Annotated in this window: 10 protein-coding genes; 5 read left to right on the forward strand and 5 right to left on the reverse strand. The window is 56.7% G+C overall.

Annotation, left to right across the window (positions count from 1 at the left end; genetic code table 11):
* The first annotated feature begins 40 nt into the window (after positions 1 to 40).
* Both vioA and LT42_RS08775 read left to right on the forward strand, forming a co-directional pair.
* On the forward strand, positions 41 to 1,159 hold the full coding sequence (gene vioA / locus LT42_RS08770; protein ID WP_037011651.1) for a dTDP-4-amino-4,6-dideoxy-D-glucose aminotransferase VioA: 1,119 nt from the start codon (positions 41 to 43) through the stop codon (positions 1,157 to 1,159).
* Positions 1,159 to 1,884, forward strand: a complete 726-nt coding sequence (locus tag LT42_RS08775; RefSeq protein WP_037011652.1) for a class I SAM-dependent methyltransferase — start codon at positions 1,159 to 1,161, stop codon at positions 1,882 to 1,884. Before vioA ends, LT42_RS08775 begins: the two co-directional genes overlap by 1 nt.
* A 114-nt stretch (positions 1,885 to 1,998) precedes the next feature.
* Here the strand turns inward: LT42_RS08775 and LT42_RS08780 are convergent, their stop codons facing one another.
* A complete protein-coding gene (locus LT42_RS08780) occupies positions 1,999 to 2,643 on the reverse strand; it encodes an acetyltransferase (RefSeq protein ID WP_037011654.1) in 645 nt (214 codons plus the stop codon).
* 302 nt (positions 2,644 to 2,945) lie between these two features.
* Between LT42_RS08780 and LT42_RS08785 the strand changes: the two genes are divergently transcribed.
* On the forward strand, positions 2,946 to 6,461 hold the full coding sequence (locus LT42_RS08785) for a glycosyltransferase (RefSeq protein ID WP_037011655.1): 3,516 nt from the start codon (positions 2,946 to 2,948) through the stop codon (positions 6,459 to 6,461).
* Positions 6,462 to 6,484: 23 nt separating this feature from the next.
* Here the strand turns inward: LT42_RS08785 and LT42_RS08790 are convergent, their stop codons facing one another.
* Entirely contained in the window at positions 6,485 to 7,504 is a 1,020-nt protein-coding gene (locus LT42_RS08790) for an AraC family transcriptional regulator (protein WP_037011656.1), read from the reverse strand.
* A gap of 186 nt (positions 7,505 to 7,690) precedes the next feature.
* On the opposite strand from LT42_RS08790, the gene LT42_RS08795 reads away from it, so the two are divergent.
* Both LT42_RS08795 and LT42_RS08800 read left to right on the forward strand, forming a co-directional pair.
* Positions 7,691 to 8,875 carry an acetyl-CoA C-acyltransferase family protein gene (locus tag LT42_RS08795; RefSeq protein ID WP_037011657.1) on the forward strand — a complete coding sequence of 395 codons (1,185 nt, stop codon included), beginning with the start codon at positions 7,691 to 7,693 and terminating at the stop codon, positions 8,873 to 8,875.
* 11 nt (positions 8,876 to 8,886) lie between these two features.
* The gene (locus LT42_RS08800; RefSeq protein ID WP_037011659.1) at positions 8,887 to 9,738 is read left to right on the forward strand and encodes a 3-hydroxybutyryl-CoA dehydrogenase; all 852 of its coding nucleotides are present in this window, start codon (positions 8,887 to 8,889) and stop codon (positions 9,736 to 9,738) included.
* 272 nt (positions 9,739 to 10,010) lie between these two features.
* Here the strand turns inward: LT42_RS08800 and LT42_RS08805 are convergent, their stop codons facing one another.
* From LT42_RS08805 to LT42_RS08820, 3 genes are all read right to left on the reverse strand, one after another.
* A complete protein-coding gene (locus LT42_RS08805; protein ID WP_037011661.1) occupies positions 10,011 to 12,392 on the reverse strand; it encodes an efflux RND transporter permease subunit in 2,382 nt (793 codons plus the stop codon).
* A gap of 30 nt (positions 12,393 to 12,422) precedes the next feature.
* Positions 12,423 to 13,532, reverse strand: a complete 1,110-nt coding sequence (locus LT42_RS08810; protein ID WP_152597610.1) for a WD40/YVTN/BNR-like repeat-containing protein — start codon at positions 13,530 to 13,532, stop codon at positions 12,423 to 12,425.
* Positions 13,533 to 14,097: 565 nt separating this feature from the next.
* Positions 14,098 to 14,385, reverse strand: a complete 288-nt coding sequence (locus LT42_RS08820) for a hypothetical protein (protein ID WP_037011664.1) — start codon at positions 14,383 to 14,385, stop codon at positions 14,098 to 14,100.
* Between the last annotated feature and the right edge of the window lie 4 nt (positions 14,386 to 14,389).

The following is a 14,389-nucleotide window of genomic DNA, read 5'->3' on the forward strand; positions in this document are numbered from 1 at the left end:
TGAGTTTTACACCGCCATCTAGACAGAGCGTAGAACGCCAATGAGCAAAACGACCCCAGTCACCAAGCCTTTGCTCGCGCCGCTTGAAGAGTTCATCCCATATCTGGAAAAGATCTGGGAAACCCGAACGCTGACTAATGGCGGTCCGTTTCATCAGCAGCTGGAAAAAGAGCTAGCCGAGTACCTTGGCGTTGAACACTTATCGCTGTTCACAAACGGCACCATTGCCTTAGTGACCGCCTTACAGGCGCTGAGGATCACGGGCGAAGTTATCACCACACCTTATTCTTTTGTGGCGACAGCGCACTCGCTCTTGTGGAACGGTCTCAAACCCGTGTTTGTAGACATTGATCCGCTTACCTATAACCTCGACCCCGCGCGAATCGAAGAAGCGATCACGCCGGCGACAACGGCAATTATGCCGGTTCATTGTTATGGCAGGCCTTGTGACGTAGAGGGAATCCAGCGCCTTGCGGACCGGTATGGATTAAAAGTTATCTATGATTCCGCCCACGCCTTTGGCGTCCGCGAGAACAACCAGAGCATCCTGCGCCATGGCGATCTTTCAGTGATGAGCTTCCACGCTACCAAAGTCTTCAACACATTTGAGGGCGGAGCGATTGTGTGCCCTGATGCGAAAACTAAACAGCGTATCGACTATCTTAAAAACTTCGGTTTTGCCGATGAGGTCACGGTGGTCGCGCCGGGGATCAACGGGAAGATGAGTGAAATCAATGCTGCTTTCGGTGTTCTACAACTCAAACACATCGATGCAGCGTTGGCTCGCCGTCGGCAGGTGGATGCGACTTATCGCGACGCACTGAGCGACATAGAAGGCATTACCGTTGCGTGGGACGACAGGGAGGGTCACAACTATTCATACTTCCCAGTACTGGTTAACACGCAGTTTCCCTTGAGCAGAGATGAGCTGTTCGAGCGCTTTCGGGAGCGGAATATTATGGTGAGGAGATACTTTTATCCTTTGATATCGGCATTTCCGATGTACCGTGGTCTCGACTCGGCACGGGAGCACAAGCTTCCCATCGCAAACAGCATCGCTGAACGCATACTTTGCCTACCCATTTTCGACAGCCTCGCCGAGGAAGAGATAAAAGACGTTCTGAGCGTAATCGTTCAAGCGGCACGGGGGACCCATTAATGCGCACCTGTCCAGTATGCTCATCAGAATTCGCCAATTTCTTACCGTTGACACCGCAGTACTTTGAGATGCTCAACAAGCTCAACGTCGGTTATTCCCTCGAAGACTTTGAAACCCTTAATACCGGGCAATATAGCTGTCCGTGCTGCGCTGCTTCGGACCGTGACCGGTTATATGCCCTTTTTGTCCGAAGGTTCCTGGCCCGACCACAGGGCAGCTCGTTGCGCATTTTGGATCTCGCTCCTGCCCCCCTGCTATCGCAGTTTCTGAAGAGCATCCCAGATATCAGCTATCGCTCCGCCGACCTGTATTCGCCTCTGGCAGACGATGTAGTGGATATCATGGATATGAGTATCTACGCTGATAAAGCTTTTGACTTTATTGTGTGCTCCCATGTTCTTGAACATGTTTCGGATGACCGGAAGGCTATTACCGAGCTTTTTAGGGTACTCGCCAATAACGGCGTGGCGATTTTAATGGTCCCTATTTTGTTGACTGCAAAATATACCGATGAGGATCCGGAGGAACTTGATGTAAATGTGCGTTGGGCGCGATTTGGACAAGACGACCATGTGCGCATGTATGCCAAAGATGACTACATGGCGCGGATAAGGGAGGGAGGCTTCGAACTCCTTGAGCTTGACTCTCAATCGTTTGGTCCGGGCGTTTTCAGGCGCCATGGGATTACCGAGCAAAGTATCCTATACATCGGGACAAAGCCTTGATAAGCCCAGTTTCGAGCGGGGCTTTGGATCAGGGATGAGGGACCGGAATATTCGACGATTTTTAGCAGCTCGATCGGACCCTCGAGGCCAAACCTATGGCCGACACATCGACTATTAGTTCTGTGCGATGCATCTTGCCGGTACGCCCACGACCGTACTGCCTGGCAAAACGTCTCGAATTACCACGGCACCCGCTCCGATCACAGCACCCCGGCCAACCCGGAGCTTGGGCAGGACTGATGCCCGTGAGCCCATAAAAACCCCGTCTTCCAGAATTACTCCTCCTGTAACGTCACAGTGAAGGCTTAACGTGCTGAAATGTCCTACGTGTGAATCGTGGGAAATGGTGCACAGCGTGTTGACGGTGACAAAATCCCCCACGGTCAGATCCACGGATAATACCGAGTACGGGCAAATGAGAACGCCGCGCCCTAGGGTGACATTTTCCCCGACGATGGCCGTGGGATGAATTAGCGTCAAGAACTGGGCGCCTTTGGCAATGAGCTTGTCAATGACGTACTTCTTATCGGAAGGCTTGCCGATGGCACACACCAGGTACTCATCTGCCTTTGGCTCATATGCATCCACGGTGGAAATGACATCGGCATAATGGCTGAATCTGTTAAGCGAGATGCCGCCATCGTCAATAAAGCCGGTCAGCACGTGATCTGGATGATGCACGACCCAATCCTTAATCCAGCCATGCACCTCACGGCCGAGCCCTCCTGCCCCAACAATAATCAGTTTTTTGCTACTCATTGCTACACGACCTCATTACAACCGTAGAACCAGACGATATTTGCCCGGCCGGTGTTCGGTGTTCAATTACTTGGCTAGGCTTACGTCCTAAGCAAGATACGAACCATCTTCTGACAGTGGCGGAGCCGCCCCCTATTGAAGAACGACTCATGAGACTAAACGAGGCCACGGCGCTGCAACGTGATGAGCTTGGCCGCCTTTTTGCTTCAGTTGGCGACACGTCATTATCGTGGCATAGCGATGCCGACTCTTTTTTCGCTTGATTTCTTGAAAGCGACACACATTTGATTGCGGATAACAGGATGAACTCTCGTCGTTTGGTCAGCATTGCGATACCAGCCTACAAGCCTCAGTTCTTTGAACAAGCGCTCCTCAGTGCTTTCAACCAGACACACGACGAGATCGAGATTGTCATCTGTGACGACTGTAGAAGCGAAGCTGTGCATGACATCGTGGAGAGGCTTCGCCCGATAAGCCCGTGGCCGATTCGGTACTTCCGCAATGACGTGCCGTTAGGCGAGGCTAAAAATGTCGCTCGCTGCGTTCGTCAATCGCACGGCGAGTATCTTAAATTCCTCTACGACGATGACCTATTGCAGCCCGATTGCGTGAGCCTGCTGCTCGAATTACTTGACGATCATCCAGAAATTTCGCTAGCCAGCTCACGCAGGCACATGATTGATGAACAGGGGAATATCCTTCCAGAGAATTGGGCGACAGGCTTCCCCTTTTCTCATGATGTCATCTTCTCCGGGCCTGAACTCATAGCCTTCCTCGGCCAGTTCACGGTTAATTTCATTGGAGAACCGACGTGCGTCATGTGCAGGCGCGCGGACATCGCTGCCTTCGGTGATGACCTTATGGTTCTCAACGGAAGTTCGATTGACTGGGTAGGTGACGTCGCGCTTTATTTTAAACTGTTGCGTCGTGGCAACTTGGCGATGCTCATTGAGCCGCTTTCCCTCTTCCGGGTTTCGGAAGTGCAGTTCAGTGCCGGCGGCAGAACGCACCCGAAAGTTGCTCAAGAGTCTCACGCGATCTTCCAGAAGCGTATTGGTGAACTGGGTTGGTCACAGCGCATTGACGAGCCCATGATGATAAAAGTCGCCACCTTCATGGATCGCTATCGGTTCACGGAAGTCGACTTGCGGCCGTACTTCGCAAGCGCGCAAAACAGCAAACACCTTGCATTCAGTCCCAGTCGATGGATGGCTGGGCATACCGTCCGCGCGGCCCAGCAGGCGCTGATCGACTCTGTGATCAATGCCAACAGCTCTGGGTCCTCACTGCTTTTGATTATTTGCGACGACGCTGGGGACATGGCAGGGCTGCGTTCCACTATAAACAGCATCACCGAGCGTCAGTCTTTATCGCACGCACTGAGCGTTGCGGTGTTTTCAATCAATCCGTGCCCGGTCGACTGGGTGCGCGACGCCCGGATCGAATGGCACCGCCTAAAAGCTGACAATGAGGCAGCTGCAATAAACCGCAAGCTAGCAGAGCATTACTGTGACTGGTTTATGATAGTAAAAGCTGGCACTGTATTTACGGTTCAAGGCGTATCCAGACTACGTCTTAAACTTCCCGAGCTGAACAGCTCTCCTGCATTTTATGCAGATGAAATGCACCGAACTGCCTCAGGAAATCATGAGCCGGCATTTCGCCCGGATTTCAACCTTGATTTTCTCCTTAGCTACCCGGCGGCCCTGTGTAAGCATTGGATTTTTCATCGCCAGACACTACTGGACTTCGGAGGGTTCGACACTCGCTATCCCCGCGCTTACGAATTTGACTACATTCTGCGATTGATCCAGAGGGAGAACGTCGAACACTTGGAGCATCTGGCCGAACCTATCCTAATTTGTGACGAGATTTTGTCCGAAAAAAACGAGGACCAGACAGTTGCGCTAAGTCGTTATCTGCAGTCGCGTGGCTATCTCGGCAGCCACGTCGTGGAAACTTCTGACGGGCAGTACCGGATTTGCTATAACCATCAGCAACGTCCGCTAGTCTCAATTCTGATCCCAACCAAGGACCAACTCGGTATTCTCTCTCGCTGCGTTGAAAGCGTGTTGGAGAAAACCGCTTACGATAATTACGAAATAATAATAATCGACAACAACAGTGAACAGCAGGATGCGCTGGAATGGCTGGCTGGCATTGAAAGCCTGCAAAGCGACAAGGTGCGTATCCTGCGTCATCCTTATCCATTTAACTACTCCGAGATCAACAATACGGCCGCGCGCCATGCGCGCGGCGAGTACCTCGTCTTACTGAATAACGACACTGCCGTCCTCCATGCCGAATGGCTCGACAACTTGCTTAACCATGCCATCCGGCCCGAAGTAGGCATCGTGGGCGCCAAGCTCTACTTTCCAAACGGAACGGTCCAGCATGCCGGGGTGATACTAGGCATCGACTCACCCGCACAGCATGTGTTTTTAGGCCATCCTCACGACAGCCCCGGTTACATGCAGCGTCTCAAAGTCGATCAAAACTACAGCGCAGTGACCGCCGCCTGCCTCATGATTCGAAAATCTGTATATATGGAAGTGGGTGGGCTCGATGAAGTCGAATTTAAGATTTCGTACAACGATGTCGATTTGTGCCTGAAGGTACGAGCGTTGGGCTATCTTGTGGTATGGACACCCCACGCAGCATTGCTGCACGAATCGAGTGTCAGCCAGATCCAGACTGATACAACAGCCTATGAAAAGAGAATTTCTCGATTTCGCGGCGAGCAGTTTTCCATGTACCGAAAGTGGTTGCCGGTCCTCGCCAACGACCCAGCATACAATTGCCATTTCGCGCTGAACGGAGCTGGCTTTGAAATCGAGCCGGTGGTGGATCTTACTTGGAGGGCCTTACCATGGCGACCTTTGCCCCTCGTTCTATTGCAGAGGCAACGCCGCTGGAACGACGGGGATTGCCGAAATTCGATTCCGCTTCAGGCATTGCGTGATGCAGACATTGTCGACGGAGCTATCTCCCAGCGTTTGTTGAATGTGGTGGAAATTGAGCGCCTGCGCCCTCACGTCGTTATATATCAGCAACCCTTCACCTCCGATCAGATCCCGGCAATTGAGTTGATAACGCAACTTTCCCCCGCGCTTAGGGTGTTGGACCTGGATCGACTGCCCGCAAACTACAAAAGCGATCCGGCCTTCCTGCGGAGCCTGGAGTTGGTCAACCGCGTTGTCGTCGCGTCCTCCGAGCTTGCAGCAGCGGTCGATGGCATGCATGACGACATCCGCATCATGGCTGAGTCGTTACCGGTTTCCTGGTCCAATATCCGCAGCCGTCGCCAAACAGGAAATAAACTTCGTGTGGGATGGCGGGGTGATCACGACCAACTGGATCTTCGACTACTGGCCGAGATCGTACCCGCCCTGGCAGATGAAGTTGACTTCGTGGTAATGGGCTGGTGCCCGATCGAGTTACGTCCTTTCGTACGGGACCAGCGCTTCCAGGTGGAGGAATCTGGACTGGCCGATGCCTTGGCAGGCATGGATCTGGATTTGGCTTTATTGCCCTTGCTCGACGAGCCGCTGCAGTCAGCTCAGAGCCTGGCCCGCCTTCTTCACTACGGTGCGTGCGGCTTTGCGGTTCTATGCAGCGAGAACGCGTGCGATGCCGGCGATTTGCCGGTGACCCGTTTATGTAATTACCCAAGTGCCTGGATCCAGAAAATTCGGGCCTATATCGCGGCGCCTCAAGTGTTGACAGACCAAGGTATCGAGCTACAAACCCAGACGCTCGGAGGACACCTTCTTCATACGCCGAGAATGGAAGCATGGCGTAGCGTATGGCTCGACTGATATCGAGCTGCGTCTGGCCAAAATCAAGTGGTTAGTCGGTGAGCAAATCCGGCCCGAAATTGCCCCGGGCTCTCCCCCGTCCACTTCTTGAACGCCCGGTGAAACGCGCTGGGCTCCTGAAACCCTACCAGCGAGGCAATCTCTACCACACTCAATTCGGTGTCGCGCAGTTTCTGCTGGGCGATACCGCGTCGCACATCGTCCTTGATGCCCTGAAACGCGCAGCCTTCGCGTTCAAGGCGGCGACGGAACGTAGTAGCGCTGAGCTTCAACTCTTCGGCCATTTCCAGCAGCGTTGGCCAATGCCCGTAATGGCTGTTGCGCAGCCGTTGATAGACCTGCGCCGCCAAGCCGCGCTGGTTGCGAAAGCGGATCACCAGCCACTGCGGCGCGGTGCGCAGGAATGACTTGAGCGCCGGCAGGGTCTGCACCACGGGCAAGCGCAGGTAATGGCTGGAGAATTCGATTTCGGTGCGCTGCTCGCCAAAGCTCAGGTTGAACCCCCAGAGCAGCGAATCGTCGCTGAGGCGCTCGCGACGCTGACGAAACTGTGCCCGATCAATGCTGATACGCCGCCCGCCAAGCCAGCACAGCAGGCTGATCATCAGCAGTAAAAAGGTTTCCTCGCCAAAGCGCTGACGAACCGGATCGTCCGTGGCTGTCTCCACAGCCAGCACCGCGCGCTGGCCGCGAACGACCAGACTGCCGCGAAAATCGCGCAGGAACAGACTGAAGTTGCTCAGGCACTGGCGCAGGGCTTTTTCCAGGTTGGGCTCCTGGATAAGCCCGCGGCAGATCAGCGCGAAGCTGCCCAACGGCATGCCGTGGGAGTCGAGGCCGAAGAATTCATCGCCCAGTTCCTTGATTTGTATCAGCCACAGGGCTGCAAAGGCGCTGGCCGAGACGCGCGCGCCGGCGTCGTCGAGCAACGCCATGTCGATCTCGGCCGCCTCCAGCACCGATTGCAGCCGCAGCGGCTGGTCGCGCAGCGCGTGGACCACCAGCTGGACGAAGTAGATCGACACTGAATCCTTTTCCCGCATGACCGCCTTCCCTTTTTTGTGTGGTGCTCCACCGACTCATCTGCCGATGGTAAAGAACGCCATTCCATCTGGACAGTTTTGGCATAGGCCCTGCTCAAACGCAGGTCTAGACTTGCCGCCAGCCGGTCTCTGGTCAAATCCCGATTTCAGATGACGCCTTACATCCCCAACGTTTCAGGAGTCCTTATGAGCACTACCGAAGTTTTCGTCGTCAGCGCATTGCGTACCGCCATCGGTGGATTCGGCGGTTCGCTCAAGGATGTCTCGCCCATTGAACTGGGCACCCAGGTCAGCCGCGCCGCGCTGGCAAAATCCGGTCTGGCGCCCGAGCACATCGGCCACGTGGTGATGGGCCATGTGATTCCGACTGAAGTGCGCGATGCCTATCTGTCCCGAGTCATCGCCATGGAAGCCGGCCTTACCAAAGAAACCCCGGCCATGAACGTCAACCGCCTGTGCGGTTCCGGGCTGCAAGCCATCGTCTCTGCTGCGCAGTCGCTGATGCTCGGCGATGCGGGCGCGGCGCTGGCCGGTGGCGCCGAGTCCATGAGCCGCGGCGCCTATATCATGCCGCAGGCCCGCTGGGGCGCGCGCATGGGTAACATGCAGGCCTTGGATTACATGCTGGGCGCGCTGCATGACCCGTTTGCCAATATCCACATGGGTATTACTGCCGAGAACATCGCCGAGCAGTACGGCATCACCCGCGCGGACCAGGACGCCCTTGCGCTGACCAGCCAGCAGCGTGCCGCCCGTGCCATCGCCGAGGGGCGTTTCGACAGTCAGATCGTGCCGATTGAAATCGCCACGCGCAAAGGCACCGTGACCTTCGCCCAGGACGAGCATGTGCGCGGCGACGTAACTGCCGAGCAGCTGGAAAAGATGAAGACCGCCTTCAAGAAGGACGGCACTGTCACCGCCGGTAATGCCTCCGGCCTGAACGACGGCGCCGCGGCGCTGGTGTTGGCCAACGGCGACCTGGTTCGCGAACACGGCCTCAAGCCAATGGCGCGGTTGGTGGCGTATGCCCATGCCGGCGTTGAGCCCTCGCTGATGGGCCTCGGACCGATCCCGGCCAGCCGCAAGGTGCTGGAGCGAGCCGGTTTGACGGTGGCTGATCTGGACGTCATCGAATCCAACGAAGCCTTTGCCGCACAGGCCTGCGCAGTTGCCCGTGAGCTGGGGTTTGATCCCGCGAAGGTCAATCCGAACGGCTCGGGCATCTCCCTGGGTCATCCGGTGGGCGCCACCGGCGCGATCATCGCCACCAAAGCCATTCACGAACTGCACCGCATCCAGGGCCGCTATGCGCTGGTGACCATGTGCATCGGCGGCGGTCAGGGCATCGCCGTCATCTTCGAACGCGTGTAAGGAGGCTGCTGATGAACATGCATCACATTGCCGTGATCGGCGCGGGGACCATGGGCAACGGCATCGCGCAGGTGTGCGCGGTGGCCGGTTTCGACGTCACGCTGATGGACGTTTCCGACACCGCACTGGAGCGCGGCATGGCGACCGTGCGCAAGAATCTGGAGCGTCAGGTGGTCAAGCAAACGGTGGCGGCCGATGTTGCCGAAGCGGCCCTGGGGCGCATCAGCCTCACCACCGACTATGGTCAGTTGCGTGGGGCGCAGCTGGTGATCGAAGCCGCTACCGAAAACCTTGAGCTGAAGCTGCGCCTGCTCAAGCAGATCGCCGGGGATGTCGACCGCGAGTGTGTCATCGCTTCGAACACCTCGTCGCTGTCCATTACCCAGCTGGCGGCCAGCGTCGAGCACCCGGAACGGTTCATCGGCCTGCACTTCTTCAACCCGGTGCCGATGATGAGCCTGATCGAGGTCATTCGTGGTTTGCAGACAGCGGACACCACCCACATCGCAGCGATCAAGCTGGCAGAGCGGCTGAACAAAACCGCGATCACCGCCGGCAACCGGCCGGGCTTTGTGGTCAACCGGATTCTGGTGCCGATGATCAACGAGGCGATTCTGGTGCTGCAGGAAGGTCTGGCCACCGCTCAGGACATCGACGACGGCATGCGCCTGGGTTGCAATCAGCCAATCGGGCCACTGGCGCTGGCGGATCTGATCGGCCTGGACACCTTGCTGGCGATTGTCGAAGCGTTCCACGACGGCTTCAACGACAGCAAATACCGCCCCGCTCCCCTGCTCAAGGAAATGGTGGCGGCCGGGTATCTGGGACGCAAGACCGGGCGTGGGTTCTTTACCTATAACTGAGGCAAGTCAGCGTTGAACCCTTAAGCTAGACGCGAATTGCCAGTTTGGCACAATCCTTTGTAGGAGCCGGCTTGCTGGCGAAGGTGAGTCCGCAACGAAGATATCGGCCGACTCAACACATTCGCCAGCAAGCCGGCTCCTACAAATATCGTGCCCAACGCCGGAGTGCCGATTCGACGCAACCCACTGTAGGAGCGCGCTTGCCCGCGAACGCAGTCCGTCATTCACCCCTCACCGCGTCGACCTTCAGAAATTCGCTTGAACGCCGTCACTCAGTGGGAAAACAGCGAATTCCCGACCTTACCCGCCATCTTCTCCGGTTTGATCAGGAACCGCGCCAGCGCCGGCAGCAGCCACAGTGCGCCGAACATGTTCCACAGCAGCATGAAGGTCAGCATCAGGCCCATATCAGCCTGAAACTTGATCGCCGAGAAAATCCAGGTGCACACGCCAATCGCCAGGCACAGGCCGGTGAACAACACCGCCTTGCCGGTGGACTTCAGCGTCTGGTAATAAGCTTCCTGCAACGGCAACCCTGCCCGCAGGAAACTCTCCAGACGGCTGTAGATGTAAATCCCGTAATCGACCCCAATGCCCACCCCAAGCGCCACCACCGGCAGCGTCGCGACTTTCACGCCGATGCCCATGAAGGCCATCAGTGCGTTGCCCAGCACCGACGTCAGCACCAGCGGCAGGACGATGCACAGCGTCGCCGCCCAGGAGCGGAAGGTGATCATGCACATCACTGCCACGCACACATACACCAGAATCAGGATGGTCAGCTCGGCCTGCTTGATGACCTCGTTGGTCGCCGCCTCGATGCCGGCATTACCCGCCGCGAGCAGAAACTCCAGGCCGTCCTTGTTGTTCTGTTGAGCAAACTCCTGCACCGCATGCACTGCCCTGTCCAGTGTCTCGGCTTTGTGGTCGTTGAGGAAAATCAACAGCGGTGCCAGCGAACAGGTGTTGTTATACAAGCCGTCGGCCCGCGCGATTGAGCTGTTGAGCACGTCCTTGTTGCGCGACAGCGACTCCCATTTCAGGTTGCCCTCGTTCATGCCCTTGATGACCTGCTTGGAAACGGTCACCAGCGAAATAGCCGACTGCACTCCTGGCGTGTTCTCCATCTTCCACGACAACTCGTTGATCGCCGACAACGTTTGATACGCCGAGCATCCCTCGGGCGGTGTCTTGACCATCACCACCAGCACGTCGGAGCTGGTCGAGTAGTTGCTGATGATGAAATTGTTGTCCTGGTTGTAACGCGAGTCCGGGCGCAACTCCGGCGCGCCTTGATCAAGGTCGCCGATCTTCAGGTTATGGCCATACCAAAGGCCACCCACCAGCGCGACCAATGCCAGCCCCACCGAGACGCGGGCCACATTGGGCGCGGCGAAATTCGACAGCAGACGCCAGAACGGATGCTCCCGTACTGAATCTTCCTTGCTGCGCACAATCGCTTTTTTACTGATGCCAGCATAGGAAATGGCAACGGGCAGAAGAATGAGATTGGTGAACACGATGACCGCGACACCGATGGAAGCGCCAATCGCCAGCTCGCGGATCACGCCGATGTCGATGATCAACAACGTGATGAAGCCGACGGCGTCCGCAAGAATCGCGATCATCCCCGGCAGGAACAACTGGCGAAACGTGCGTCGGGCGGCCGTCAGCGCGTTGTCAGCATCGCTGGACTGCAGAGCGATGCCGTTGATTTTCTGCACGCCGTGGGAAATACCGATGGCGAAGATCAGAAACGGCACCAGCATCGAGTAGGGATCCAGACCAAACCCCACCACATGCATCAGCCCCAACTGCCAGATCACGGCGATCAACGTGGTGCTCAACACCGCGACGGTACTGCGCACGCAGCGGGTGAACCACATCAGCAAGACCAGCGTGATCAGGAAAGCGATGCCGAAGAACATCACCACCATGATCAGACCATCAATCAGATCGCCGACTTTCTTGGCGAAACCGACGATGTGGATCTCTACGTTGGGGTTCTGCGCTTCGTACTTGTCGCGGATCTTCTCTTCAAGCTGGTGGGAGAACTGACGGTAATCCAGCGGCAGCAGTTTGCTCTGGTCGTTGGGGTCCGGGTAGAACTCCTGCAGCGGCACGTCGACAATGCTCGACTTGAAGTTGTTGGACACCAGACGCCCGACCTGTCCGGATTTGAGGACGTTGTTGCGCAGCGTGTCGAGGCTCTGCTGCGAGCCGTCGTAGCTTTGCGGGATCACTTCACCGCCGGCGAACCCCTCTTCGGTAACCTCCGTCCAGCGCACGCTGGGACTCCATAACGACTTGAGTCCGGAGCGATCAACGCCCGATATGTAAAACACTTCGTCGTTGATCTGACGAAGGGTCTCCATGTAATCCTTCGAGAAGATATCCCCTTGTTTGGCCTCCACCGAGATGCGCACCGTGTTGCCGAGGTTCGTCAGGTCGCTGCGGTGCTCCATCATCTTCTGAACGAACGGGTGACCGAGAGGGATCATCTTTTCAAAACTGGTGGACGGGCGCACCAGCGTGGCTTGCCAGAACAGGAAGATACTCACCAGCAGGCAAATGCCGATCACCATCGGACGGTTGTTGAAAATCAACTGCTCCAGGCGCGTCGGCTTGTCGTGATGTTGTTGAAGGTTGGTCATGAAAACGAATCCTCGCCTGCGTCGTTCTTATTATCGGGTGCCGTCAGCGCCCGTCGGCGAGGTGACGCGAACGCCGCCCTGTCCCACCAGAATCAGATTGCCCTTGTCGTCTTCGGCCACGCCCGACAGCGACAGCCGGTCGGGACGATTGGCCACTGTGAAGCTTTCGCCATCATCGGTGCTGCGCATCACGCTGCCTCCATTGCCCACCAGCACAATGGAGCGGTCCGGCATCAGCGACGCATTGGCGATGCTGAACTCCAGCGGGCCGCGCTCACCTTGCAGCGGAACGGGCTCCCAGGTGGTGCCAAAATCGGTCGAGCGGAACAGATTGCCGCGCAGACCGTAAGCCAGCAGCGTATTGGCTTCGGCGGTACCGACTGCACCGAATAACGACCCCTGATACGGGCCTTCGAGCTTTTCCCACGTCTGGCCGTCGTCCGGCGAGCGAAACATGCTGCCCTGCTCACCGACCACGAAAAGGCCGGCGTCCTTCACGTACGCAATGCCGTTGAGATGAAACTGATCTTCGTTGTCCAGCCGCTCGCCGATGTCTTCCCAGTGCTGGCCGCCGTCGGTGGTTTCCAACACCGCACCGTAGGCGCCCACGGCGATGCCGGTGTTCAGGTCCTTGAACCAGACATCCAGCAGGGGTGCTTCGCGCTTGAGGTCTTCGAACTGTTTGGTCCAGGTGGCGCCGGCATCGCTGCTGGCAAGGATCTGCGCATCGTGCCCCACGGCCCAGCCGTGTTGCTCATCGACGAAATACACCGCCGTTAGCATCTGGCGCGTTGGCACCTTGGCCTGGGTCCAGGTTTTGCCCTGGTCGTCGGAATAGAGGATGTGGCCGCGATCCCCTACCGCCACCATGCGTTTGCCGGCATGGGTCACGTCCAGCAGCAGACTGCGGGAGGCTTTTGCGGATTCGAGGGCGTAGACGGCGGACTCGCCAGCGTTGGCAGGTGTAACGGCGGGCGTGACGGCGGGTGCGGTGTCGGCGGCAAACGCCACACCACAGAAGAAGGGGGTCATGAAAAGCGACAGCGCAGCGCTGAAAGGCAGGCTATTGAATCGTGTTCGTGTGCAGGAGTCGGCACGAACCCTTGCAAACCGAGTGCGCCAGATAACAGGCTCACGCATGGAGCTTCCCCTTCTTTATTTTTATTAGGTTCTTCAGGGCCTATTCGCCTCGCGCAGACGCTCTAGCCTGCGCGCGAGACGGCCGTACCGAAGCGACCTCATCCTAGCCAGCTTTGGAAACGTATGACAATCGACATGACGTTATCTTTTGTTAAGCACGGGGTGGGTGATTGGGGGGTTATCACTATGAGTGATTGAGGAATCCGCGATGGTGGGCGCGTCGTGGCTATAAATCGCCAATTCAGTCGTCAACCGTGCCGAATGCGCATTCGGCACACGCTGCAGCACGGCTTGCGACAGGGCCTAGAAGGCGTAAGCGAGCGCCAGCGTCGACATCGTCGTCCTGGCAGACTGGCTGCCCGCGTGTCCCGCGATGCGGAAGCGATCCCCGCTGTGGGTGTCCTTGATCAGCGTGCTACTTACGTTTCCAAGTACAGGATTGATGCCAGTCGAGACCTTTGCACCAGCCTCATTTACGGGGTGGGCATACGGCATGCCAGCCTCACCATCCGTCGAGACAGTCGAGCTGTACGGCGCGTTTCCTGTGCCCGGGCCTTTTGCACCATTAACTATTCTGGGTCAATATCTTTACAAACTTCTCAAATGCCTGAGAAACAGATTCCTTTTCTTTTGGCGAAAGCAATATATTCATAACCTGATCATCAAGAGCACAGTCATATATATCAATACCCACCCAACCTTTAGACCAAAATTCTACAGTAGCTAGCTTGTTGAAACCGTCCAACTCTATCCTTTCAAGGTCACCAAAATCTCCATCAGCAAATGATGAGTATTCAAGAGAAAAACCCTTCAAAAGTGGTTTCACGCTTTCATTAAACCAAGCGCCATCCATAAGA

This window comes from Pseudomonas lutea (assembly GCF_000759445.1).
GTDB classification, from domain to species: Bacteria; Pseudomonadota; Gammaproteobacteria; order Pseudomonadales; family Pseudomonadaceae; genus Aquipseudomonas; species Aquipseudomonas lutea.

What these genes read in the sequence shown, in the direction of transcription:
- LT42_RS08780 (WP_037011654.1), bottom strand. Translation starts at nt 2,643, where the DNA reads ATGAGTAGCAAAAAACTGATTATTGTTGGGGCAGGAGGGCTCGGCCGT.
- LT42_RS08775 (WP_037011652.1), top strand. Translation starts at nt 1,159, where the DNA reads ATGCGCACCTGTCCAGTATGCTCATCAGAATTCGCCAATTTCTTACCG.
- LT42_RS08785 (WP_037011655.1), top strand. Translation starts at nt 2,946, where the DNA reads ATGAACTCTCGTCGTTTGGTCAGCATTGCGATACCAGCCTACAAGCCT.
- LT42_RS08800 (WP_037011659.1), top strand. Translation starts at nt 8,887, where the DNA reads ATGAACATGCATCACATTGCCGTGATCGGCGCGGGGACCATGGGCAAC.
- LT42_RS08820 (WP_037011664.1), bottom strand. Translation starts at nt 14,385, where the DNA reads ATGGATGGCGCTTGGTTTAATGAAAGCGTGAAACCACTTTTGAAGGGT.
- LT42_RS08805 (WP_037011661.1), bottom strand. Translation starts at nt 12,392, where the DNA reads ATGACCAACCTTCAACAACATCACGACAAGCCGACGCGCCTGGAGCAG.
- LT42_RS08790 (WP_037011656.1), bottom strand. Translation starts at nt 7,504, where the DNA reads ATGCGGGAAAAGGATTCAGTGTCGATCTACTTCGTCCAGCTGGTGGTC.
- LT42_RS08795 (WP_037011657.1), top strand. Translation starts at nt 7,691, where the DNA reads ATGAGCACTACCGAAGTTTTCGTCGTCAGCGCATTGCGTACCGCCATC.
- LT42_RS08810 (WP_152597610.1), bottom strand. Translation starts at nt 13,532, where the DNA reads ATGCGTGAGCCTGTTATCTGGCGCACTCGGTTTGCAAGGGTTCGTGCC.
- vioA (WP_037011651.1), top strand. Translation starts at nt 41, where the DNA reads ATGAGCAAAACGACCCCAGTCACCAAGCCTTTGCTCGCGCCGCTTGAA.